The organism is Methyloversatilis discipulorum, assembly GCF_018780585.1.
In the GTDB taxonomy this organism is placed as follows: Bacteria; Pseudomonadota; Gammaproteobacteria; order Burkholderiales; family Rhodocyclaceae; genus Methyloversatilis; species Methyloversatilis discipulorum_B.
In genome coordinates this window covers 65,184-89,691 of sequence record NZ_JADMJL010000004.1, presented here as the reverse complement: position 1 = coordinate 89,691, position 24,508 = coordinate 65,184, and the positions used below count along the sequence as shown (strand labels likewise).

Sequence of the window (24,508 nt, the reverse complement as noted above, 5' to 3'; positions counted from 1 at the left end):
AATGTCCGGTCCGTGCCTCACACCGTATTCATCCGCGTGCGACGCATGGATCGGGTGTCGGCCGACCCCGGCAGCAATGCTCAGACGCGGCTGCGACGGCGCGCGATCATGCCCAGCAGACCGAGGCCGGCGAGGAACATGGCGTAGCTCTCCGGCTCAGGCACCGCGGTGATCTGCAGCAGCGTGTCGTTGCCGCTGTTCGGGTGCTGGATGTTCACGTAGGCGACGTTCGGGTTGAACTTGTCGAAGTACAGGCCCGTCGGTTCGGCACCTTCGGTCGACAGCGAGGCCCAGCGGCTCAGCGATTCGGCGACGCCGTCGCGGTCGGCATCCTGCGCGAACCAGATGTCGGCACGACCGCCCGGCTGGTCTTCGATGATGTAGATGTTGCCGTTGGCATCGATGGCCAGGTTGTCCGGGCTGGTGAACTCGCTGCCGACGGCGTCGCCGGTGACCGAGTTGAAGGTCGCGCGGCTGGCGAACAGCTTCATTTCGTTGGTTGCGAGGTTCAGCGAATACACCTCGTTGGTGGTCGTGGTGGCGATGTAGAGCACTTCGTCGCCATTGGCCAGCACCTGCAGTTCGAGGTCTTCCGGACGCTGGTAGTTGGTGCCGCCGACCATGTCGGCTGCGGCACGACCATCCATCGAGAAGGTGCCGCCACCGACGTTCACCATGGCGTTCACGGTGCTGGCCAGCGGGGTGCCGGTCGCGGTGGTGATTGCTTCCCAGCTGGCAGCGCCGACGGCGTTGGCGTTGTTGCCGCCATTGGCCTTCAACACGAAGGTCTGGCCCTTGTCGAAGTAGCTGTCACCGGTGGTCGCGCCCGGCGCCGCCGATACGTACTTGTAGATCGAGCCGCCGTTGAATTCGTCGATGAAGTAGAAGCTGTTGTTCTTGTCGAACGCGCCGCCCTCGTGTGACACGCGGGGTACCACGTTGCGGTGGATGAAGTTGGCGCTGGAGGTGTCGGCCAGCGGGTTGGTCACTTCGAACAGGCGACCGTAGGTGCTGTTGGTGCCCCATGACTCTTCAGCCGTCATGTAGGTGCCCCACGGCGTCCAGCGCGAGAAGTCGCCGGCCACGAAGCCCTGGGTGCCGGACTGGACGATGGTCTTGGTGATGCCGGTCCACAGGTCGGTGCGCTGCACGCCGCCGGCGCCGGTTTCGAAGGGCATGAACAGGTAGCGACCGGCGTCGGTACCGGTCTCGTTGGCGGTGATCATGTCCCAGTTGCCGCTGTTCGACTGGCCGTTGGCGAGCTGCGTGACGCGGTCGGCCAGCACCTTCTGCGAGAACAGCGGCGAGGACAGCTGCAGCGGCGCGCTTTCCGGCAGCGAGCCGGCGGCGACGTTGCCGGGCAGGGCGGTGAAGTTGTCGAAGTGGGTGTTGTCGGCCGCGTAAGCCTGCTGGGCGGAAACGCCCATCAGGCCAATGGCGGCGGCTATGGCGAGCTTGCGGGGCTGCATTGTCGGACTCCCTGATTGAATGAACGCCTTGCAGAAGACAAGGTGACGATCAGGGTAGCCAGTGCGCGTTCAATTCCCGTGATGCAGATCGGCCGCCGCGCTGCGCCGATCGGCGCATGATTTGTTAACCGTTCTTAATGCGCTGGCCGGCGATCCGTGATGCGGGGCGACCGGCGCTTCAGTCGGCGCGGCTGCGCACCCGTATCGGTTCGCGTATGGCCTGTGCGGCGAGCAGGCGACTGAGCGCGGCGATCGCGGTATCGGTCAGTTCGTGGCCGCGCGACAGCACCATCATGCCGTTCGTGCAGCGCACGTCCTCGTCCACCACCCAGCCCGGAACCAGGTCGCGCACGCGCGCCGCGCGGTGGTGGTTCACCTCGCTGCGGAAGTCGGCCAGTGCCCTGACGATGTAGTCGGGCACCGGTGGCTGCACGGTGCGCAGCACGTCGCGCGGGCTGCGCGTCGCTTTGGTACGTGACCAGTCGCGCTCCAGTTCGAGCGCAGCGCGCAGCAGCGGCGCACCGCGGATCACTTCGAGCGGCGCGTCGGGCGGCGGGTTGTCCGACTGGTAGCGGATGATCTCGGCGGCCAGATCCAGCCGCGGAATGGCCGCCACCAGCCGGCTTGCCACCTCGGGGTGTTCGCGCAGCAGCTTCTTTTCGTCGGGGCCGAGATGACGTTGCGCGGCATCGGCCTGCATCAGTTCGGGCGGTATGCCGACGCAGCCGAGCTGGCTCAGTGCGGCGGCGATGCTGTAGATCCAGCCGTCCGCCCAGTCCAGCCGCGACAGCGCGTGCTGCACCGCCGAGTGCGCGAAAGTGGCTCGCTGGAAGGCCCAGGGCGCCACCATGGCGAGCACCTCCGTCAGCGTGTTCACCGCCGCGGTGAGCGTGGTTTCGAGCAGGTCGCGCTCGGCCCGCACGCGGTCGTAGTGACGCACGGCATCGTCCAGCGTGGCGATCAGCACGTCGGACGGGCAGGGCTTGCACAGGTAACGGAAGATGGCGCCGCGATTGATGGCGGCGATCGACGACTCGACGTCGGCCTGGCCGGTGAGCAGGATGCGCACGGCATCGGGCGCCTGTTCGCGCGCCTGTGCGAGGAAGGTGGCGCCATCCATGCCCGGCATGCGCATGTCCGACACGATGACGGCGAAGGGCTCACCGAGCTGGATGGCGTCCAGCCCGGCGATACCGCCATTGGCGGTCACCACGTCGAAGCGGCTGTGCAGCGTGCGTTCCATCGCCGCCAGCAGGTTGGGTTCGTCATCGACGCAGAGCACGCGAGGCAGGGTGTCTTCAGTCATCGTCATGGTCCGTGGTGAGTGCTGCGTTGTAGGCCTGCCACTGCGGCCACTGCTCGCTCACGCCGGCGCGTTCGAGATAGGCGAGGTCCGGCGTCTGGCCGTTGGCCAGCGCGACGGCGACGTGCACGGTGCCAGCCAGGCCGAAGCCGGGGGCGGAGGCGCGGTCCGGGTGGGTGTGCCGCGCGACGGCGTCCACGATGTCCATCGGCAGGCCCCACAGGCCCAGCAGATAGGCGCCGACCGCGGCGTGCAGCGGCGTGTCGCAGACGGTGGTGGCGTCCTGCATCGTTTCGCTGCGCAGCGGTTCGACCAGCAGGCCGATGCGCGCCAGCAAGGCAGCGGTGGCGGCGACGCCTCCGCGGCGGCCGGCGGTGATGCGGTCGGCCAGGCAGGACGCCTGCAGCGCGCGCCGTTGCAGGTGATCGACGAAGGGATCGGTCGCGGCGTCGGCGAATACCTGCGAGGCGAGCACGAGCAGCCGTACCTGATCGATGCCGAGGCGGGTGATGGCGTCGTTGATGCTCGTGATGCGCGCACCCAGCGTGAAGTAGGCGGAACCGGCCAGTTGCATGATGCGCGCGCTGAGCGCGGGGTCGCTGCTCAGCAGGCGGGCGACATGACGGCTGTCGCTGGCCGGATCGGCAAGCAGCCGGGTCAGTTCGGCAAAGATGCGCGGCGCGCTGGGCAGCCGGTTCACGCGGCCGATCACGTCGATCACCGAGGCGTCGCGGAACATCGCACGCAGCGCCAGCGCCGCCTGCACCGCGGCCAGCAGCACCGCGTTGTCGCAGGGCTTGGATACGAACTGGTGAGCGACGTCGAGCATGCGCAGCGTCGACGCGGTGTCGCACTGGCCGGACAGGATGATGCGCAGCGTGCCGGGCCAGCGGTCGCGCACGGCGCCGAGCAGCGCGGCGCCGTCCATGAAGGGCATGCGCATGTCGGACACGACGACGTCGGCCGGCTCGGCTTCGAGCGCGTCGAGCGCTGCCTGACCGCTGGTGAAGAAGCGGCACGCCCAGTCGGTTTCGCGCATCACCAGCGTGCGCTCGATGCCGGCCAGAACGCGGCTTTCGTCGTCCACGAACACTACCTGCATGGCGTTGCCTCGTCGTTGTCGATGCACAGCGGCAAACGCATCGTGAAGCGGGTGCCTCGGCCGACGTCCGATTCGCACATGATTTCGCCGCCGTGCTGGTCGACCGCGGTGGTGTAGACCATGGCCAGACCCTGCCCGGTGCCCTTGCCGACCGGCTTGGTCGTGAAGAAGGGCTCGAAGATGCGTTCGCGTATGTCCGGCGGGATGCCCGGGCCGTCGTCGGCCACGCTGAGGTCGATGTGCCGGTCGCCGAAGCGTGTCGCGGTGATCCGGATCAGCCCCTTGTCGCGCACGCCCTCGGACAGCGTCTCGGCGATGGCGTGTGCGGCGTTCACCACCAGGTTCAGCAGCGCCTGGCCGATCAGGTCGCGTCGGCACGGCAGGTCGGGCAGGTCGTCATCGACCTGCGTATCGATCTCGGCCACGTACTTCCATTCGCTGCGGGCGACGGTGACCGTGGTCGCGATGACCTCGCGGATGTCCACTGCCACCTTGTCGACGCCCGACGGATGGGAGAAGGCCTTCATCGCGCTGACGATGCGCGCGATATGCGCCAACCCTTCCTTCGACTGGGCGAGCGCGTCCGGGATCTGCCGGCGCAGGTAGTCGAGCTTGGTCCGGCGCAGGGTGGCGTCGAAGTCCGCCAGCAGTGCGGGGTCGGGCTCGCCGGCACGCAGGGTCGCGATTACCGCGACGCTGCGATCGGCCAGCGCCAGCAGCGAGGTGGTGGCCATGTCGATGAAGCTCATGTTGTCGGCCACGTACTGCGTCGGGGTGTTGATCTCGTGCGCGATGCCAGCGGCGAGCTGGCCGATCGATTCCATCTTCTGCGACTGCAGGAGCTGCGTCTGTGTCTGTCGCAGCTCGCCCAGCGTTTTCTGCAGCGCCTGTCTTTCCTGCTCCAGTTCGCCGGTCTTGCGGGCGACCACGTTGGCCAGGCTGATGTTCTGTTCGAGCAGCGCGAACGGCGAGTTGCGCATGCCTTCGTCCTGCTGGGCGAGGCGCCGCTTCAGCGCGTCTATCGTCTTGTCGCGCGCGACCAGCTTGTGTTCCAGTTCGCTCAGGCGCGCCTCGATGTCGGGTTGCGGCAGGGTGGGCATGTCTATCCTCCGATCGCCACAGCGGTCAGCGTCTGATTCACGTGCAGGCCGTTGTACTGCTCGCCATAGGTATAGAAGCCGAACAGCAGGTTGGCGGCCATCAGGCGGCTCATGTCGTCATCGATCGCTGCCTGCTCGAATTCCAGCCGACGCAGGATGCAGTCGCAGCCGAGCACCAGCGCCGGTTCGGGCACGTCGCGCCGGAGTTCGGCCATCGCGCTGGCAATGGTCTGCAGCGGATCGAGCGCGCGACCGATCGATACGATCAGCCCTTCGTCGATGGCGCAGTAGCAGGACAGCGACAGGTCATCGTTCACCTTCTGGATCGAGCGCACGTAGGCATCGCCGCCCAGTTGCAGCACCAGGGGGTGGCGCGAGAACACGGCGGGCGTCAGTGCCTCGATGCGCTGACCTATCGCTTCAGCATAGGCCCTGGCTGCAGGTTCGCCATTCATTTCATGAATGATGCGCCGCTCGGGGTCGGCACTCGTGATGACGAGTTCCGTGCTGCCTGCGGCGAAGTGCTGGGTCTTGATAGTGGCCACCGGATGGGTGGTCTCGAACAGCGTGAAGACGGCGGCATCGCTCAGGAAGAGGCCGTCAACGTAGACGTGGGTGTGTTCGAACTTCAGGTTGTCGCCGGCCGAGCCGCCGATCAGCGGCAGATTGCCGACGTGCTGGTAGAGCGCCGCGACCAGCCTTTCCTCGGCCATCGACAGGCCGTCCACCAGCAGCATGCCGAAGCGGTTCAGATCGGGTGTCGCGTCCGACCGGGCGCGGATGTCCTCCGCGATGCAGCTCACCTGGTCGACGTAGGCGGCCAGCGGGGTCACCGGATAGGTGCGCAGGCGCAGCCCGCCGCCCGAAAAGGTGACGCCGATGATGCCCGAGCGCTGGAAGCCGGCGGGGCCGAAGTGGCCGGACGAGGTGCAACCGACCGTCGGGCACCGGAAAGTACGCGCCAGTTCGCGACCCAGTACCGCGAGGTCGACATCCGGCGAACAGAAGAACAGCAGCCCGTCCTTGCCGGTGCTGCCGGTCTGTGCCGCCAGTTCGGCCACCGCGCGGACCGGATCCGTCGACGCGCTGGCGCCGTAGCAGGTGTTGATCGCCATGGAGCCCTCCGTCGACCTTATGCCGGGTCAACGGCCCGCATCGGAGAGGGCTTTAGGTGCCGATTGTGTCGGGGTGTCAGCGATTGGCGTGGGTGGCGGTGAAGACCGCGACGAACACTTCGCGCAGGAAGAGGCTCAGCGAGGTGATCAGCGCCAGCATGGCGAGCACGAAGAAGCCGGCCAGCAGGTCGGCCAGCACCACCGTGAACAGCACGCCGAAGAAGGCGCAGGACACCACCAGACAGACCATCAGCGCCGAGGCGACGGCGAACAGGATGGCCAGATAGACCAGCTTCGCACGCCGCGACAGCAGTTCGAGCTCGGTGGCGTTGCTCATCGTTTCGTCTTCGCACTGCTGGCCGCCCCGCGCCAGCACGACGCGGCGGCGGTCGATGATGCGACCGAGCCGGTTGTTCAGCGTGGTGATCAGCGTGGCGATGGCGGTGAGCAGGAACACCGGCGCCACGGCGAGGCCGATGGCGTGGGTGATCGCGTCGATCGAGGTCTGCAGCACCATGGCAGGGCCTTACGGAATCTTGAAATCGAGTTCGAACTTCGCGCTGGCATCGGCAGCCAGCGTTTTCGTGAGCCAGGGCATCGTCGCCTTCAGCGTCGCCGGCAGCGTCCACGGCGGATTGACGATGAACAGTCCGCTGCCGTGCATGCCGAAACCGTCGGGCGACGGTGTGCGCGTGGTCAGCGACACGTGCAGCCAGGCGTCGATCTTCATGCGCTTGAGCTTGGCCGGCAGATCGCGCGACTCCATGCGCTGCAGCTGCGGGTACCACAGGCAGTAGGTGCCGGTCGAGAAGCGGGTGACCGCGTCGCGCAGCGTTTCGAAGGCGTAGCGGTAGTCCTCGCGCATTTCGTAGGGCGGGTCGATCAGCACCAGCGCGCGCCGCGGCGGCGGCGGCAGCAGCGACCTCAGGTTGGAAAAGCCGTCCAGCTTCTCGATGCGCACGCTGCGGCCGGCGTCGGCGAAGGCGGCGTTGAGCAGCTTGTTGTCGGTCGTGTGCAGTTCGAACAGCTTCATCCGGTCGTGCTCGCGCAGCAGGGCGCGCGCGATCATCGGCGAACCGGGATAGGCGCGCAGCGCATCGCCGTCGTTGAAGGCGCGCACGACGTCGACATAGGTGCCGAGCGCGGCAGGCAGATCGGGCGCAGCCCACAGCTTGCCGATGCCTTCGGCGTACTCGGCGTTCTTTGCCGCGTAGCCGCTGTCCAGCGCATAGCCGCCGGCACCGGCGTGCGTATCGATGTACCAGTAGGGTTTGTCCTTCTGGTTCAGGTACTGCAGCAGTTCGACCAGTACGAAGTGCTTCAGTACGTCGGCCGGATTGCCGGCGTGGAAGGCGTGGCGGTAGCTGAGCATGGTGTGTCGATGTATGGGCGAGCGCGAGTATACGCTGCGCCGCCGACGCTCAGGCAGCGATGGCCGGGCTGCCGCTTTCCGCCAGGTGTGCGCGGTTGCGTCCGTTCCGCTTGGCGACGTACAGGGCCTGGTCGGCGGCACGCATCAGATCGGTCGGCGAGTGACCGTGTCGCGGATAGAGCGCGACGCCGATCGAAATGGTCAGCGTGCCCAGCGCGCTGCCATGAAAGCTCAGTTCGAGGTTCTCGACGGCGGCCCGCAGCATTTCGGCGCGTGCCAGCGCGGCGTCGCCGGCTTCGTGGCCGTGCCTGTCGTTGAACTGCTTGAAGTGATCGACGTCGATCATGAATACCGCGACCGTCAGGTTCTTGCGCTGCGCACGCGCGCATTCGCGCGCCAGCGATTCCTCCAGGTAGCGGCGGTTGGACAGTCCGGTCAGTGCGTCGCGCACCGACTGCTGGCGCAGCGTCTCGCGCAGCTGCAGGTTGCCGATCGACAGAGCGACCTGTTCCAGCGTCTGCGCCAGCTGTTCTTCGCTGAGCGCGTACTCGTGGCCACGGCCATGCAGGCTGATCAGACCGATCACCTCGCCGTGCGCGGTGATCGGCAGGCAGCGGCTGCCGGCGTTCTCGGGGGCGTGCAGGTGAGCGCAGCGGGTGGGCGCCTCGGCGTCCGGTTGCGTGTAGGGCTGGCCGCGGCGCAGGCCCCAGCAGTCGCCCGGTTCGAAGAATTCGTCGTTCGGAATGTCGCCCCACTGGCAGGCCAGTCGCAGCTGGTTGCGCGATGCGGCGGTCAGGTAGAGCGCGCCGGCCGATATTGCAAAGACCTGCGGCAGGTAGTGGTCGAGCAGCGCCATCGCCTCGTCCATGTCGCGCGAGGACTGCAGGAAGCGCCCGAGTTCGGACAGCGCGTTGCTGTGCGCGCTCTGCCGTGCCGTGCTGTCCAGGGCCTCGGCGAGTGCGCGGTTGCGCGACTGCAGTTCCGCTTCCGCCTGCGCACTGCTGCGGGCCGAATTGCGTATCAGCCAGGCGACCAGCACGACCAGCAGCACGCTGATCGCGGTCGAAATGGTGAAGGTGAGGTAGGCGTGGCGGATGGCTTCGGCCTGGCGGCCGAAGTGCATGTCGAGGATGGCCTGCTCGGCGGTCCGGTAGTCGTCCATCAGCCGACGCACCCGTTCCATCCGCTCGCGGCCGTGACCTTCGGCCACGCGCATCAATGCGGCGTCGCGGTCGCCTTGGCTGAACAGCGTCGCCTTCTCGTCCAGTTCGGCCAGCTTGTCGTCGATAGCCTGGTCCAGTTCGGGCACGCGCCGCGCGTGTGCCGGATCGTCGGACATCAGCCGCGAAACCTCGCCGCGCACGCGTTGCAGCGTGGTCAGAGCGCTGTGATAGGGCTGCAGGAAGCGCCGGTCACCGGTCAGCAGGTAGCCGCGCAGGCTGGATTCCGCTTCGAGCAGCGTTTCCAGCAGCACGCGGCTGGTACGCAGGCGGTTCTGTACGTGTTCGACCGGGGTCTTGGCCTCGACCAGGGTGTCCATGCTCTGCAACACCCAGGCCGAGTTGCCGGCGATGACCAGCAGGCAGAATATCCAGATGACGCCGCGTCGGCGCAGGCTGGATTGAATCAGGCTGGACAAGACGCTGGTGACCGGTGGCGGCGCTCAGACCACGAAGCGCCCGACGTTGTCCTGCAGCTGGCCGGCCAGCACTTCGAGGCCATGCGTCTGACCGTCGGCACGACGGGTGATGTCGGCGTTCTGCTCGGCCATGCCGGCAATGCGTTCGACACCCTGTGCCACTGACTGGCTGGCGCTGCTCTGTTCGCGTGTCGCTGCGGCAATTTCCTTCATCGCCTCCGCGGTGCGCTCGCTCTGTTCGCTGATCACCCGCAGCACTTCGCCCGCTTCGGTGGCCAGCGTCACGCCGGCGCCGACCTGGCCGCTGACCTCGCCGATGCGGCGTACCACCTTGTCGGCATCGGCCTGCACGCTGCTCACCATATTGGCGATCTCCTGCGTCGACGCGGCCGTGCGCTCGGCCAGCTTGCGTACCTCGTCGGCGACGACCGCGAAGCCGCGGCCGGATTCGCCAGCGCGCGCCGCTTCGATCGCTGCGTTGAGCGCCAGCAGATTGGTCTGTTCGGCGATCTCCTGGATGATGCGACCGACGTTCGAAATTTCCCGTGTGCGACCGGCCAGATCGGTCACCGCCGACGAGGCATCGCTGATTTCGGCGGCGATGCGCTGCATGCCCTCGACCATGCTCGACAGCTTCTGTTCGCCCTGGGTGGCCGCGCTGCGCGCCTCGCGCGTGATGCCGTCGGCGACGCCGGCGCTGTCGGCCACGTGCGTGATGCTGACCGACAATTCCTCGATGGCGGCGGCCAGACCGGCGGCCGCACTGCTCTGTTCGGTCGAACCATTCACCACTTCGCTCGATCCGGCGCGCAGTTCGCGCGCCGCATTGCCGACCGCCCTCGCCGCCTCGGCGGTGGCGGTGATCAGCGCGGCGGTCTTGCGCGTCGCTTCGTTCATCTGGATCGAAATCAGGTCCAGTTCGTTGTGCGTCGTGCCCGTCACCACGTCGAGGCGCTGGCTGAAGTCGCCGTTGCCGAGCCGGGTCATCGCGGCAGACACCTTGTTCAGGCGGCTCAGCCGGCTGCGCGCCAGCCACCAGGTCAGGCCGGCGAACATCAGCGCCGAGGCGACGCAAATGCCGATCAGCAGATTGCGCAGCTGGATGTTCGAGCGCGTGAATTCCTCGACGTGAGCGCCGGACGACACGATCCAGCCCCAGTTGTCCGACAGGCGGTACGCCGCAATCTTCGGCGCCAGCGAGCCGTCTTCGCGCGGCCAGTCGTAGATGTGGTCGCCATTCTTCTTGCTGATCTGTTCGCCGATGATGCGGGTCAGCGTGTCGTTGCCGATCTCCTTCACCGTCTTGCCCGCGTGTAACGGGTGGAACAGCATGGTCGTGTCGTCGGCGCTTTCGCCCGGCCGGAGCACATGGATATAGCCGGTTTCGCCGACGCGGATGGACTTCAGCGATTCGAACAGTTGATCGATGCCCTGCTGCACGTCGACGCGTGCGGACAGTGCGCCGACCACGCGACCGGCGGCGTCCTTGATCGGTTCGAGCGAGGAAATGTAGAAGCGCCCGTTGCGCATCACCACGCCCTGGTAGCTGTCGCCCTTGAGCAGCGCCGCGGTATCCGGTCCGCTCTTGATCGCGACGCCGGCCTGCGAACGGCCCTCGGCGTCCTTGAGCAGCGTCGCCACGCGGACGAATTCGTCGCCGACGCGCACCATCACGGCCGGATCGGCGCCGATCAGGTCGCGCGTCGATTTCATCCGGGCTTCGTCGCCGTTCAGTACGTTGCCGCCCGCACGCGCCACGCGCACCGCCGGGTACTTGCCCATGGCTACCGTGTCTTCGTCGATGGTGACCGTGCCCAGCGCTCCCCTCAGGGCGGCCATGCCCTTGGCGGCATTGGCCAGTGCGTTCTCGTAGCTCAAGTCGAGCAGTTTTGCCGTCGCGTCGGCCTGATCGCCGAGGGCGCTCTGGGTCTGCTCCATCGCAGCGCGATTGCTCGATACCGACACGACCGCAATCAGTGCGACAAAAATGACCGCGCAGAGCAGGCCGATCGATATCGAGAGCTGGCTGACAACCGACATACGGTTGAATGAAATCATGGCTCGTCTCCTGTGCATCCGTGCTGGGCGGAATGCCCAGCCGAACGATTCATCGTGTCTGGATTACGGCACGATTGTTAAAAACTGGAGCGTCAAGTCACTGATTCGATTCGACAGCCGGCCGCAGCGAGGCGCGCGAGCACCCCGTCGGGGCCTGCAAGGTGGGAGGCGCCGAAGGCGGCAAAGACGCCGCCGACATGGATTTCCGGCAGCAGCCGCTCGGCGAAGCGGGCGTTGCGCGCGCCGAGCAGGGACTGCATGAACAGCCGGGCATGCTCGCGCAGCGCCAGGTCTTCGGACATCAGCCCGCTGTTGATGCGCGACAGTTCGCCCACCTCGCCGGCCAGCCAGGCGACGGTCATCGGCTCGATGGCGGCCTGCAGGCGGTCGTGCCGGCGCGCGGCGTCGATCAGCAGCGCGATCTGGGTCTTCTCCGGCAGCAGCGCGATGGCGTCGATCTGTTCCTGCACCTGCTCCAGCGGCCGCACGGCCACCTTCTGCGCGCGCGCCAGCGTGATCAGTGCTTCGTCGAGCGACGGTTGCTGTGCGGCCACCGGCTGCAGCAGCGTCAGCAGCGCCGCCCACGGGCGCAGGCGCACGGCCACCCGCGGATCGACGCCGTGCAGTGCCAGCATTTTCTCGATGCGCGGCCACTTCGCCCGGCCGACCCGACGCGGCAGGTCGTCGCTGCCGTAGACGCTGGCCGCCTGGTAGATGGACACCGCCTCGGCGTCGGTCACCAGTTCCGGCATGAAAAGACGGGCCTCGGCAATGCGCGCGCGCAGTGGTGACGCACGCGCCAGCACGCGCGGATCGCCACTGTGCAGCGTGCCGTAAAGGTGGCTCACCGGCGCGTCGCCGCTGCGCACCGCCCACAGCAGCCCGCGCGAGTAATCCGTTTCCGCTGCGCGCAGTCGCGAAGGCAGGGCGGCGAGCGCGGCCAACTGCAGCAGGAAGCGGCGGCGATCCATTGTTTACAGCACCCAGGCGCCGCGGATGGCGGCAATGCCGTGCGCACCGCAGTCCTGGGCGCGCGCAAGATGGCTGTCGTCGAGGCCGCCGATGGCGAACACCGGCAGCGGGCTGCCGGCGATCAGCGCCGCAAGGCCGTCCCAGCCCAGGGTGTCGCCCCCGGGGTGGCTGGCGGTCGGCAGCACCGAACCGGCGACCGCGTAGTCCAGGCCCAGGCGAACCGCCTGCGCCAGCTCGTCCGCCGTGTGGCAGGAGGCGCCGACCCACTCGAAATCGGGCCGCACGGCAAGCCCCGCCAGCTGGGCGGCCTTCAGGTGCAGGCCGTCGGCGCCCAGCTCCTTCGCCATTTCGACGCTGCCATTCAGCACCGCCGGGCAGCCGTGGTCGCGCGCAATCCGTATCGCCTCTCGCGCGAAGCCGAGCGCCGGGGAGTCAAGCACCGGCTCGCGGATCTGCAGCAGCAGTCGGCCGCGGCGGCAGGCCTGGTGGATCGCGTCGAGCTGGGCGGCAGCGCCGATCTGGAAGGCGTGCGTCACCGCCATCCGCGACGGCAGGCGCAGCGATTTCATGACCGGGCCGTTGGCCGGCAGCATCGGCGACACGGTGAGCGCATCGGCGGACTGCCAGGCCAGCGCACTGTGCACGTGGTCATGCACGCGGCCGCTCCAGCGCTCGACGCGGAAGAAATGCAGCCGCACGTGCGCGTGCTCGTACTCGTGAGTCAGCGTGATCCACGGCGTGCAGTGCTCGACGCGGATGCCCAGTTCCTCGTCCAGTTCGCGCTTCAGCGCGTCGACCGGCGCCTCGCCCTTTTCCACCTTGCCGCCCGGAAACTCCCAGTAGCCCGGGTAGAAGGTGCCGGGCGCGCGCTGGCCGAGCAGGAACTCCCGGCCTTTGCTGTGGCCCTGAGCGCCGTCGCGGAAGATGACGGCGGCCGCCACGGCCACCTGCTTGCGTTCGCTCATTACTTGCTCCGCGCGGCGTGCTGGCCGGCCCAGTCACGCGCGAACTGCCAGGCGACGCGGCCGCTGCGGGCGCCGCGTTCGAGCGACCACAGCAGTGCGGCGCTGCGCGCGGCTTCGATGTCGGCCGCGCTCAGGCCGAATCTCTTGAGCCAGTGGTTCACGATGTTCAGGTAGGCGTCCTGGTCGAAGGGGTAGAAGGACAGCCACAGCCCGAAACGTTCGGACAGCGACACCTTTTCCTCGATTGCCTCGCCCGGGTGCACTTCGCCGTCGACGTGCTTCGCCTCCCGGTTTTCCGAAAAGTACTCCGGCATCAGGTGGCGGCGATTGGAGGTTGCGTAGATAAGCACGTTGTCGAGCACCGCTGACACCGAGCCGTCCAGAATGCTCTTCAGCGCCTTGTAGCCGGGTTCGCCGGATTCGAAGGACAGGTCGTCGCAGTAGATGATGAAGCGCTCGGGCCGGCTGGCGATCAGGTCGGTGATGTCCGGCAGGTCGGTCAGGTCGTCGCGGTCGACCTCGATCAGGCGCAGGCCCTTCTTCGCGTATTCGTTCAGCAGCGCCTTCACCAGCGAGCTCTTGCCGGTGCCGCGGGCGCCGGTCAGCAGCACGTTGTTGGCCGGCTTGCCGTCGACGAACTGCTGCGTGTTGGCCTTGATGCGCGCCTTCTGCACGTCGATGTCGCGCAGATCCGTCAGGCGCAGCTTGTGCGGATGGGCGACCGCCTCCAGCCGGCCGCGGCCGTTGCTGCGACGCCAGCGGAAGGCGATCGCCTTCCAGTCCGGTTCGACCGGTGCCGGCGGCAGGATCTGCTCCAGTCGGTCGAACAGCGCGTGCGCACGCGCGATCAGGCTTTCGAAACCATCACGGCTGCTCACGGTCACCCTCCTTGTCGCCGGATGGGGTGGTGCTGGTGTCGTCGGCGGAGTCCTTCTCCTTCTTGGGCAGGGTCCACCACAGGATGAACAGGAAAAGCGCCAGCGCGGTGCCGGCTTCGAGCAGGAATAACCACATGGGAATGAAGCTTTCGTTGTCGTCGCACCCGCCTGTCGGGCAGGTGCTCGTTATCATTGCGCACTCGGCGCTCGCGGGCGCACCAATCTAAATAAATCCCGATGTTCCAGCAAATCCGCCTGCGCAGCGCAGGTGTCCTGATCTGTATGTCGCTGCTGCTGGCGGCCTGTGCCGGCACGCCGAAGCCGGCGCCCCGTGTGGAACCGGCGCCGGTCGCCGCCCCGGTGTGTCCGCCTGCGCCGCAGCCCGTTCCGCAGAGCTGTCCGGCCTGCCCGGCCTGCGCCGCCTGCCCGGTGTGCCCGCCGCCACCGGCTCCCGAGGCGAAGCCGCTGCCACCGAAGCTGGTGGCGGCCGAGTGGGCCGCGCTCGAAGGCTGGAGCGACGACGATCTGCGCGAATCCCTGCCGGCGCTGCGCGCATCGTGCAGCGCGGTGGCGAACAAGCCGGGCTGGTCGGAGCCCTGCGCCGCGCTGGTCATGCTCGATGCGACAGACCGCGCCGCGGTGCGTGCGTTCTATGAATCCTTCTTCCGCCCCTGGCAACTGCTCAATGGCGACGGCAGCGATCAGGGTCTGGTCACCGGCTATTACGAACCGCTGCTGAAAGCCAACCGCACGCGCGGCGGCGCATACAAGTACGCGATCCACGGCGTGCCGGACGACCTGCTGGTGATCGATCTGGCCAGCGTGCATCCCGACCTGAAGAACATGCGGCTGCGCGGCCGGCTCGATGGTCGCAAGGTCGTGCCCTACTGGACGCGCGCCGAACTGGATGCCCGCGCCGCCGAACTCGACCGCAAGGCGCTGTTCTGGGCAGCCGATGCGATCGACGTGTTCTTCCTGCAGGTGCAGGGTTCGGGTCAGGTGGAATTGCCGGACGGAAGCCGGGTGCGTGTCGGTTATGCCGACCAGAACGGCCACCCCTACCTGTCCATCGGCCGCTGGCTGGTGGACCAGGGCGAACTGAAGCTCGAACAGGCGTCGATGCAGGGCATACGCGAGTGGGCGCGCGCCAATCCGTCGCGTGTCGCGACCATGATGGCGGCCAATCCGAGCTATGTGTTCTTCCGCGAACTGCCGATAGGCAAGCAGGCGCCCGGCCTGCCCGAAGGCCCGCTCGGTGCGCTCGGCGTGCCGATCGCGGGTGGTCGCGTCATCGCGATCGATCCGCGCAGCGTGCCGCTCGGCGCGCCGGTGTGGCTGGACACCACGCGACCGAACAGCAGCCAGCCGCTGCGCCGGCTCATGATGGCGCAGGACACCGGCGGCGCCATCAAGGGCGGCGTGCGCGCCGACTTCTTCTGGGGCTTCGGGCCGGAGGCCGGCGCACAGGCGGGGAAGATGAAGCAGCAGGGAAGGATGTGGGTGCTGCTGCCGAATGGCGTGACGCCGGGGAACTGAGCTGGAGCAAGGGTTTCTGTGGGAGCGAGCTTGCTCTCGACGGTCGTCTGAAGTGCAGTCCGAGGCCGACGGCGGCCGCGGGACGCAGCGCCGGGGCGACGGTCTGAGTTGCCGCGCCTCAGCCGAGAGTCGTATCGAGCACCATCATCACCATGAAGCCCGCCATCAGCCCCAGCGTGGCCGCTTTTTCGTGGCCGTTGCGGTGGGTTTCCGGGATGACTTCGTGCGACACCACGAAAATCATTGCGCCGGCGGCGAGGCCGAGCCCACCGGGGTAGAACAGCGCGAAGCTGCTGGACAGCCCGACGCCGATCAGTGCGCCCAGCGGTTCCATGAAACCGCTCAGCGCGGCGATGCCCACCGCCTTCAGCGGCGACATGCCGACCGCGCGCAGCGCGACCGCGACGGCGAGGCCTTCCGGAATGTCCTGTATCGCAATCGCGGTCGACAGCGGCAGGCCGACTGTCATGTCCGCCTGCGAGAAGGACACGCCCATCGCCATGCCTTCCGGCAGGTTGTGCAGCGCGATGGCATTGACGAACAGCCAGACGCGGCCCATCCGCGTTTCCGGGCCGCAACTGCCGCAGTGCTCGTGCTCGTGCGGCGTCATCGCGTCGAGCATCATCATCAGCCAGACGCCGAGTGCCATGCCGGTGACCACCACCGCTGCGCCCAGGCTGCGTGAGCCGGTCAGGTCTTCGCCGGCGGCCAGGCCGGGCACGATGAGCGAGAAGGAGGAGGCGGCCAGCATCATGCCGGCGCCGAAGCCGAGCAGCACGTCGGAACCGCGCTGGCCGAGCGAGCGCAGGCCCAGCGCGGGGGCTGCACCGATGGCGGTCGCGGCGAAGCCGGCCAGTCCGGCCAGCAGGCCCAGACGCATGGCCTGCGGCGTGCGCGAATCGGCGAAGGCCCAGGACAGCAGGGCCAGCACGGCCGCCAGCCCGATCATCAGCATGAACTGCAGCGCCGGGTCGAGACGCATCCAGGGGAAGAGCGGGCCGGGGCGCGGTGCGTCCGGCGAGGTGGCGGGGGTCGGGTCCATGGCGGTCACCGCAAAGGCATGTTCGTGCACTGCATCATAAATGCGCGCCTCAGGCGCGCACCTCAAGATTCGCTGGATCTTGAGGTGCGTCTGCGCCTGCGACGTGGTCGACCACGATGCTGCCGACGATGTCGCCCTCGACGTTGACCACGGTGCGGACCGCATCGAGCAGCCGGTCTATCGGCAGCAGGATGGCGATCGCCTCGGCCGGCAGCCCGACCGACTGCAGCACCATCACCATGGTCACCATGCCGGCACTCGGAATGCCCGGTGCGCCGACCGCAGCCAGCATCGACATCACGCAGACGACGATCTGCTGACCGGCGCTCAGTTCGATGCCGACCAGACTGGCGATGAACAGCGCGGCGGCCGCTTCGTACAGCGCCGTGCCGTCCATGTTCATCGTCGTGCCGACCGGTACGACGAAGCCGACGGTGGCGGGGCGCACGCCGAAATGCTGCTGCGTGACGCGCATCGTGATCGGCATCGTCGCCGAACTGGAACTGGTGGCGAGCGCGGTCAGGAAGGATTCGCGACCGCCGCGCCACAGCGCCAGCGGTGTCACGCGGGTGATCAGCCACAGCAGGCCGGGCAGCACGACGATGCCGTGGAACAGCGTGGTGCCGAGCACGACCGCGACGAAGCGGGCCATCGTTTCGAGCAAGGCGACATCCTGCGTGGCGATCAGTCTGGCCAGCAGCGCTCCGATGCCCCAAGGGGCCAGTTTCATGATGGCGCCGACGATGCGCAGCGACAGGTCCTGCATCTCTTCCATGCCGCGATTGATGATCGGGTAGCGGTCGCCCGCCTGCACCAGCGCGATGCCGAGGATCAGCGCGAACACGACCAGCGCGACGATTTCGCCGTTGGCCAGTGCGGAGAACGGGTTCTTGAACAGACCGGTCAGGAACTGCTGGACGAAGTCGGGAAACGGCAGCTGCTTTGCCTGGAAGCCGGCCAGCGCGTCGGCGAACATGTCGAGGTGCATGCCGGCCCCCGGCTTGAATACATTCGCCGCCGTGATACCGAGAATGACCGCGATGGTGACGGTGAGCAGGTAGAACAGCAGCGTGGTCACCCAGACGCGGCGGATGTTGCCGTGCTGGCGCAGGTGGGCGACGCCGACCACGATGGACGAGAACACCAGCGGCACCAGCACCATCTTCAGCAGCGCGACGAAGATGCCGCCGATCAGCCCGGCGAGGTAAAGCCCCTGCACGCGCGTCGTGGCCTCGTCCGGCAGTGCGCCGAGGGCGAGGCCAAGGCCGACGCCGATCAGTGCGCCGAGCAGGATTTGCGTGTTCATCGTCAGCCGCATGCGCTTTTCTCCGCGATTTTTCCCGACCATACCATTGGCGCCCACCGATGAAACCAAGTGCGTGAGCCGCAGTCGGAAGCGCAGCCAGCGTTTCAGCCTGCCGACCGGAGCCCGCTATGAGAACAACGATCGCCGCCCTCGGATTCGCCCTTGCCGCCTGTTCGGCGCAGGCGATGAACATCGCCACCGCCATCCAGACCACGGTGCGGGTGCAGGCCGAACAGCCGGACGGATCGATCTCGATCGGCAGCGGTGTCGTGCTGCCGGGGCAGCGGGTGGCGACCGCCTGCCACGTGATCGCCGGCGCGAAGTCGCTGAAAGCCAGTTATCAGTACGTGGCCAAGCCGGCCAGCGTGGTTCGTCGCGACGACTGGCGCGACCTGTGCGTGCTGTCGGTGCCGGAACTGGTGGCTCCGGCGGCGAAGATCGCCCGTGCAGGCGACCTGAAGCCCGGTGACCGCCTGCTCGGTTTCAACGGCGCCTACGGCGTCGATGTACGTCTGCTGGTCGGTGCGCTGGACCGCACCTTCGCGATGGATGGCGCGCCGGTGATGCAGGTGAGCGTGCCCTTTGCCATCGGCGACAGCGGCGGCGGCCTGTTCAACGTGGCCGGCGAACTGGTCGGCATCCTCGCCTTCGTCGCGAAGACGGCGGGTGAGGAGCGCTACGCAATCCCGATCGAATGGCTGGACGCCGACATCGACGCCACGCGCACCGTGCCGTTCTGGAAGGCCGCGCCGGCCGACATGCCGGACTTCCTGCGGCCGCAGGAACGCTGATTGCACGCGATCGGGGCCGTGGTCCCGACCCGCGACGCGCGGTCGGTGGTTCATCGCCGGCGGCGCCGCGCCTGCAGAATCCGTCGTCGCTGCTAAGCTCGCGGCCAACTCACTGAATTCCGTCCATCGTGTCCCGCAAAAGCTATCGTCCCGTGGCCGCAGTGCCCGAAGCCGCCATCCGCCTGCGCGGCGTGCGGCAGAACAACCTGAAGAACCTCGACGTCGATTTCCCGCTCGGCAAGCTGACGGTCGTGACCGGCGTGTCCGGTTCCGGCAAGTCCTCGCTGGTGTTCGACACGCTGTATGCCGAAGGCCAGCGCCGCTACGTCGAAACCTTCTCGCCCTACGCGCGCCAGTTCCTCGACCGCATGGACGCGCCGCAGGTGGACCGCATCGAGGGCGTCCCGCCAGCCATCGCGATCGACCAGACCAATCAGGTGCGCACCTCGCGCTCGACGGTCGGCACGATGACCGAACTGAACGACCATCTGAAGCTGCTGTTCGCCCGCGTGTCCACGCTGCATTGCCGCTGCTGCGGCAAGCCGGTGCAGGCCGACAGCGCCGACCGCATCGCGCAGCGGATTGTCGAATGTGCCGCCGCAGCGGGTGACCCGCGGCTGGCGGTGACCGCGCCGGTCACCGTGCCCGACAACTTCACCGACGCCGAGGTGCAGGGCTGGCTGGAGCGCCAGGGCTACACCCGCATCCACGCGCGCGACGGCACTGTGCTGCACGTGGTGCAGGACCGCTTTCGCGCCGGCAACGCCGGCGAATCGCGCATCGCCGAGGCGGTCGAGGCGGCGCTGAAGCTGGGTCACGGCCGCATGCACGTGCAGCTGCTCGACGGCGAAGGCGAGCGCTGGGCCTTCTCGAACACGCTGCACTGTGCAGACTGCGACATCGCCTACAGCCCGGCGATGCCGGCCACCTTCTCGTTCAATTCGCCGATCGGCGCCTGCGAAACCTGCCGCGGCTTCGGCCGTGTCATCGGCATCGATTTCGGACTGGTCATTCCGGACGGCCGCAAGACCCTCCGCGGTGGCGCGGTGAAACCCTGGCAGACCGAGTCCTACAGCGAGTGCCAGACCGACCTGGAAAAGCTGGCGCCGAAGTACGGTGTGCCGCTCGATGTACCGTTCAACGAGCTGTCGCCTGAACACCGCCAGTGGGTGCTCGAAGGCGATCCGAAGTGGAAGAGCTGGCAGAAGTCCTGGCCGGGTACCTGGTATGGCGTGCGTCACTTCTTCGAGTGGCTGGAAACCAAGGCCTACAAGATGCACATCCGGGTGCTGCTGTCGCGCTACCGGGCCTATACGCCGTGCCCGGCCTGCGGCGGCAGCCGGCTCAAGCCGGATGCGGCGCTGTGGAAGATCGAAGGGCATTCAATCCACGACCTGATGCAGTGGCCGGTGGTGAAACTGCGCGCGCTGATGGACGCGCTCGACCTGCCGCCGCCGCTTGATTCGGCCACCGAGGAACTGATGGCCGAAATCCGCACCCGGCTCGGCTATCTGTGCACCGTCGGGCTGGGCTATCTGAACCTCGACCGGCAGTCGCGCACGCTGTCCGGCGGCGAGGTGCAGCGGATCAACCTGACGACCGCGCTCGGCACGTCGCTGGTGAATACGCTGTTCGTGCTGGACGAACCGTCGATCGGCCTGCATCCGCGCGACATGGAGCGGGTGATCGGCGTGATGCAGCGGCTCAAGGACGCTGGCAACACGCTGGTGGTGGTCGAGCACGACCCGCAGATCATGCGTCACGCCGACCGCCTGCTCGACATCGGCCCGGGTGCCGGCACGCGCGGCGGGCAGATCGTGTTCGACGGCGCGCCCGCCGCCATGGCCGGCGCCGACACGCTGACCGCCGACTACCTGGCCGGTCGCCGCAAGGTCGATGCCGCGCTCGGCACCCGCCGGGCGGTCGATGCCGCCACGCCGCGCCTGGTGCTGCGCGGCGCCCGTGCGCACAACCTGAAGAACGTCGATATCGCCATCCCACTCGGCCGCCTGGTCGCGGTGACCGGCGTGTCCGGCTCAGGCAAGTCGACGCTGATCCAGGATGTGCTGCACCCGGCGCTGCTCAAGCACTACGGCCGGCCGACCGAAACGGCCGGCGAGCACGACGCGCTCGAAGGGCTGGATCACATCGCCGACGTGGTGATGGTGGACCAGTCGCCGATCGGCAAGAGTGCGCGCTCCAACCCGGTCACCCACGTCGGCGCCTTCGACCCGGTACGCGAACTGTTCGCGCTGCAGGCCGAGGCGAAACAGCGCGGCTACACCGCCGGCACCTTCTCGTTCAACGCTGGTAAGGGTCGCTGCCCGACCTGTGGCGGCACCGGTTTCGAACACGTCGAAATGCAGTTCCTGTCCGACGTGTATCTGCGCTGCCCGGATTGCGACGCGACACGCTACCGCGCAGAGGTGCGCGAAATCAGGCTCGACGGCCGCAGCATTTCCGACGTGCTGGCGATGACCGTGCGCGACGCGCTGGACTGGCTGCGCGATCTGGCTGACCTCGAACCCAAGCTGCGCCGCCACGCCGACAACGCGGTGGCCGGCCTGCAGGCGCTGGTCGATGTCGGCCTCGACTACGTGACGCTGGGCCAGCCGGTGCCCACGCTGTCGGGCGGCGAGGCGCAGCGGCTCAAGCTGGCCGGCTTTCTCGCCGAAGCGGCCAGCGTGAAGGGTGCGAAGGGCGCGAAGAAAGGTTCTGCGGAGGGCGGCACTCAGGGTGGCAAACTCTTCCTGCTCGACGAGCCGACCACCGGCCTGCACTTCGACGACATCGCACGCCTGCTCGGCGCGTTCGCCAAGCTGCTCGACGCCGGCCATACGGTGCTGGTGATCGAACACAACCTCGACGTGATCGCAGCCGCCGACTGGCTGATCGACCTCGGTCCGGAAGCGGGCGAGGACGGCGGCCGGCTGGTGTTCGAAGGCACGCCGGCGCAGATCACGGGGTGCGAGACGTCGCACACCGGGCGCGCGCTGGCGGAATACCGCCTGGTGGATACCTTCTCGCTGGCCGCGCACGAGGTGGTGCCGGTCGAGCAGCAGGACGCGGCGCACAGCGCGCTGCGCGCCCGCGCCGCGCACAGCATCGTCGTGCACCGCGCGCGCGAGCACAACCTGAAGAACATCGAGGTCGATATTCCGCGCGACCGCTTCACCGTGGTGACCGGCGTTTCCGGCTCCGGCAAGTCGACGCTGGCCTTCGACATCGTGTTCGGCGAAGGTCAGCGGCGCTACCTCGAATCGCTGAACGCCTACGCGCGCCAGTTCGTGCAGCCGGAGAGCAAGCCGGACGTCGATGGCGTGTTCGGCATTCCGCCGGCGGTGGCGATCGCGCAGCGCACCAGCCGCGGCGGGCGCAAGAGTACGGTGGCGACACAGACCGAGATCTACCATTTCCTGCGCCTGATGTACGTGAAGCTGGGCGTGCAGCACTGCCCGGACTGCGGCTGCGCGATCGCGCCACAGAGCGAGGACGCGATGGTGGCGCGCATCCTGCGCGAGCGGCGCGGCCAGCACATAGGTCTGCTGGCGCCGCTGGTGATCAACCGCAAGGGCTATTACACCGAACTGGCGCGCTGGGCGAAGTCGCACGGCCACACCCATCTGCGCGTCGATGGCGAATTCCTGCCGACCGCGCCGTGGCCGCGGCTGGATCGATTCAAGGAACACACGATAGAACTGCCGATCCGCGATTTCGTCGTGAACGAACGCGACGAGCGCACGCTGCGCGACGCGGTGCGGCAGGCGCTCGAACACGGCAAGGGCGTGCTGCACCTGATGTCGCCGCTGGACCGACTGGGACAGCCGGACGCGCCGGTGCCGACCGTCGAGGTGTATTCGACCCAGCGCGCCTGCCCGAGCTGCGGCACCGGTTTCGCCGAACTCGATCCGCGCCTGTTTTCGTTCAACTCGAAGCATGGCTGGTGCGCCAAGTGCATGGGCACCGGCCTCAAGCTGCAGGGTTTCGACGCCGAACAGACCGGCGAGGAAGCGACCTGGAACGAGTGGCAGGACGGGGAGCCGGAAGAATGCCCGGCCTGCCATGGCGAGCGGCTGAACCCGGTTGCGCGCAATGTGAAGCTGTTCGGCCAGTCGATCGCGCAGCTGAGTGCGCAGCCGGTGTCGGCACTGCAGACCGCCATTGCCGGCTGGTCGCTCGAAGGCCGCGAAGGCGAGATTGCGCGCGACGTGATCGCGGAGTTGAACAGTCGGCTGCACTTCCTCAGCGAAGTCGGACTTGGCTATCTGTCGCTGGACCGCGCCGCACCGACGCTGTCGGGTGGCGAGGCGCAGCGCATTCGCCTCGCTGCCCAGCTCGGCTCGAACCTGCGCGGCGTCTGCTATGTGCTCGACGAACCGACCATAGGCCTGCATCCGCGCGACAACCAGGTGCTGCTCGACACGCTGGTGAAGCTGCGCGACAAGGGCAACACGCTGCTGGTGGTCGAGCACGACGAGGACACGATACTGCGCGCCGACCACGTGATCGACCTCGGCCCGGGCGCCGGGCGGCTCGGCGGCGAGGTGATTGCCGAAGGCCACGCCAGCGATCTGGCGAAGAAGCCGGAATCCATCACCGGCCGTTTCCTCGCCCGTCCGCTGGACCACAGTTTCAAACCGCGGCGTCCGGTCGCCGACGACACGCCGTCGCTGCTCGTACGCGGCGCCACGCTGCACAACCTGAAGGGCATGGACGTGCGGGTGCCGCTCGGCCGGCTGGTGGTGATGACCGGCGTGTCCGGCTCCGGCAAGTCCTCACTCGCGCGCGACGTGCTGCGCGACGGCGTCGCGCAGCGGCTGAACGACCCGAAGGCTGCGCTCACCGGCTGCACCGACATCGAAGGCTGGGGCGCGCTAGGCCGCGTGCTCGAAGTCGACCAGACGCCGATCGGCAAGACGCCGCGTTCCTGCCCGGCGACCTATATCGGTTTCTGGGACGCGATACGCAAGCTCTACGCCGACACCCAGGATGCGCGCGAACGCGGCTTCACCGCCGCGCGCTTCTCGTTCAACACCGGTCCCGGTCGCTGCCCGGTGTGCGAGGGCCAGGGGCTGCGGCAGATCGAAATGTCCTTCCTGCCCGACGTGCGCGTGCTGTGCGAAGCGTGCAACGGCGCGCGCTTCAATTCGGAAACGCGCGCCGTCGTCTGGCGCGGCAAGAGCATCGCCGACGTGCTGGCGATGAGCGTGGACGAGGCGGTCGAATTCTTCGCCGCCCACCGCAAGCTGGCCGACACGCTGAAGCTGATGCAGGAGGTCGGCCTCGGTTACCTCACATTGGGTCAGCACAGCCCCACGCTGTCCGGCGGCGAAGCGCAGCGCATGAAACTGGTGACCGAACTGGCGAAGTCGCCGGCCGACCCGAACGACCCGGCCAATGCCCGGAGGGGCCGCGGCAACCCGCACACGCTGTACGTACTGGACGAACCGACCACCGGCCTGCACATGGCCGACATCGCCAAGCTGATCGGCGTGCTGCACCGGCTGGTCGATGCCGGTCATTCGGTGGTGGTGATCGAGCACGATCTCGACCTGATGGCCGAGGCGGACTGGATCATCGACCTCGGTCCGGAAGGCGGTGACGGTGGTGGCCGGGTGGTGGCGGCCGGGGCTCCGGTCGATCTGCTGGCGCAGGCCGCCACATCGCACACCGCGCGCGAACTGGCGCGTTTCCGCGCCGCGCGGCATCGCTGACAACTCGGACGCTCTCATTGCCGGTCGGCCACTCGTGTCGCCGACGTCGGCCGGCACCGCCGCCCGGGTTCGCCGATTCCTACAAGCCGGCTGACGGCCGACAACCAGAATGCAGGGTGTGACAGCGGGTCTGGAGTCTGGCGCGC

Annotated in this window: 18 protein-coding genes; 3 read left to right on the top strand and 15 right to left on the bottom strand. The window is 67.8% G+C overall.

Annotation, left to right across the window (positions count from 1 at the left end):
• Positions 1 to 80 precede the first annotated feature (80 nt).
• The 13 genes from IV112_RS01075 to IV112_RS01015 form a co-directional block, all read right to left on the bottom strand.
• The gene (locus tag IV112_RS01075) at positions 81 to 1,469 is read right to left on the bottom strand and encodes an alkaline phosphatase PhoX (protein ID WP_304000558.1); all 1,389 of its coding nucleotides are present in this window, start codon (positions 1,467 to 1,469) and stop codon (positions 81 to 83) included.
• A 178-nt stretch (positions 1,470 to 1,647) separates the two neighbouring features.
• Positions 1,648 to 2,775: a response regulator gene (locus tag IV112_RS01070; protein WP_304000557.1), complete on the bottom strand. Its 1,128-nt coding sequence runs from the start codon at positions 2,773 to 2,775 to the stop codon at positions 1,648 to 1,650.
• A complete protein-coding gene (locus IV112_RS01065) occupies positions 2,768 to 3,874 on the bottom strand; it encodes an HDOD domain-containing protein (protein ID WP_304000556.1) in 1,107 nt (368 codons plus the stop codon). The genes IV112_RS01070 and IV112_RS01065 overlap by 8 nt, the downstream gene beginning before the upstream one ends.
• On the bottom strand, positions 3,865 to 4,974 hold the full coding sequence (locus IV112_RS01060) for a sensor histidine kinase (RefSeq protein WP_304000555.1): 1,110 nt from the start codon (positions 4,972 to 4,974) through the stop codon (positions 3,865 to 3,867). Before IV112_RS01060 ends, IV112_RS01065 begins: the two co-directional genes overlap by 10 nt.
• Positions 4,975 to 4,976: 2 nt before the next feature.
• The gene (locus IV112_RS01055) at positions 4,977 to 6,089 is read right to left on the bottom strand and encodes an FIST N-terminal domain-containing protein (RefSeq protein WP_304000554.1); all 1,113 of its coding nucleotides are present in this window, start codon (positions 6,087 to 6,089) and stop codon (positions 4,977 to 4,979) included.
• A 76-nt stretch (positions 6,090 to 6,165) separates the two neighbouring features.
• The gene (locus IV112_RS01050) at positions 6,166 to 6,606 is read right to left on the bottom strand and encodes a DUF2721 domain-containing protein (protein ID WP_020166027.1); all 441 of its coding nucleotides are present in this window, start codon (positions 6,604 to 6,606) and stop codon (positions 6,166 to 6,168) included.
• 9 nt (positions 6,607 to 6,615) lie between these two features.
• The gene (locus IV112_RS01045; RefSeq protein ID WP_304000553.1) at positions 6,616 to 7,461 is read right to left on the bottom strand and encodes a 23S rRNA (adenine(2030)-N(6))-methyltransferase RlmJ; all 846 of its coding nucleotides are present in this window, start codon (positions 7,459 to 7,461) and stop codon (positions 6,616 to 6,618) included.
• A 49-nt stretch (positions 7,462 to 7,510) separates the two neighbouring features.
• Complete coding sequence (locus IV112_RS01040) at positions 7,511 to 9,100, bottom strand: diguanylate cyclase (protein ID WP_304000551.1); 1,590 nt, start codon at positions 9,098 to 9,100, stop codon at positions 7,511 to 7,513.
• A gap of 24 nt (positions 9,101 to 9,124) precedes the next feature.
• A complete protein-coding gene (locus tag IV112_RS01035; RefSeq protein ID WP_304000549.1) occupies positions 9,125 to 11,158 on the bottom strand; it encodes a methyl-accepting chemotaxis protein in 2,034 nt (677 codons plus the stop codon).
• A 92-nt stretch (positions 11,159 to 11,250) separates the two neighbouring features.
• Entirely contained in the window at positions 11,251 to 12,129 is an 879-nt protein-coding gene (locus IV112_RS01030; protein WP_304000547.1) for a TraB/GumN family protein, read from the bottom strand.
• Positions 12,130 to 12,132: 3 nt separating this feature from the next.
• On the bottom strand, positions 12,133 to 13,095 hold the full coding sequence (locus IV112_RS01025) for a Nudix family hydrolase (protein WP_304000546.1): 963 nt from the start codon (positions 13,093 to 13,095) through the stop codon (positions 12,133 to 12,135).
• Positions 13,095 to 13,973 carry an ATP-binding protein gene (locus IV112_RS01020; protein WP_304000544.1) on the bottom strand — a complete coding sequence of 293 codons (879 nt, stop codon included), beginning with the start codon at positions 13,971 to 13,973 and terminating at the stop codon, positions 13,095 to 13,097. The genes IV112_RS01025 and IV112_RS01020 overlap by 1 nt, the downstream gene beginning before the upstream one ends.
• Positions 13,960 to 14,109 carry a hypothetical protein gene (locus tag IV112_RS01015; protein ID WP_304000543.1) on the bottom strand — a complete coding sequence of 50 codons (150 nt, stop codon included), beginning with the start codon at positions 14,107 to 14,109 and terminating at the stop codon, positions 13,960 to 13,962. Before IV112_RS01015 ends, IV112_RS01020 begins: the two co-directional genes overlap by 14 nt.
• Before the next feature lie 101 nt (positions 14,110 to 14,210).
• Here IV112_RS01015 and mltA point away from each other — a divergent pair, with 101 nt between their 5' ends.
• On the top strand, positions 14,211 to 15,509 hold the full coding sequence (gene mltA / locus IV112_RS01010) for a murein transglycosylase A (RefSeq protein ID WP_304000542.1): 1,299 nt from the start codon (positions 14,211 to 14,213) through the stop codon (positions 15,507 to 15,509).
• A gap of 118 nt (positions 15,510 to 15,627) precedes the next feature.
• On the opposite strand, the gene IV112_RS01005 is transcribed toward mltA, so the two are convergent.
• Complete coding sequence (locus IV112_RS01005; protein WP_304000541.1) at positions 15,628 to 16,551, bottom strand: ZIP family metal transporter; 924 nt, start codon at positions 16,549 to 16,551, stop codon at positions 15,628 to 15,630.
• Between the two features lie 49 nt (positions 16,552 to 16,600).
• Positions 16,601 to 17,869, bottom strand: a complete 1,269-nt coding sequence (locus IV112_RS01000) for a dicarboxylate/amino acid:cation symporter (protein WP_304000540.1) — start codon at positions 17,867 to 17,869, stop codon at positions 16,601 to 16,603.
• Positions 17,870 to 17,985: 116 nt separating this feature from the next.
• Between IV112_RS01000 and IV112_RS00995 the strand changes: the two genes are divergently transcribed.
• Both IV112_RS00995 and uvrA read left to right on the top strand, forming a co-directional pair.
• Positions 17,986 to 18,648: a S1 family peptidase gene (locus tag IV112_RS00995; RefSeq protein WP_304000538.1), complete on the top strand. Its 663-nt coding sequence runs from the start codon at positions 17,986 to 17,988 to the stop codon at positions 18,646 to 18,648.
• Between the two features lie 152 nt (positions 18,649 to 18,800).
• Positions 18,801 to 24,362 carry an excinuclease ABC subunit UvrA gene (gene uvrA, locus IV112_RS00990; RefSeq protein WP_304000537.1) on the top strand — a complete coding sequence of 1,854 codons (5,562 nt, stop codon included), beginning with the start codon at positions 18,801 to 18,803 and terminating at the stop codon, positions 24,360 to 24,362.
• Positions 24,363 to 24,508: the final 146 nt, after the last annotated feature.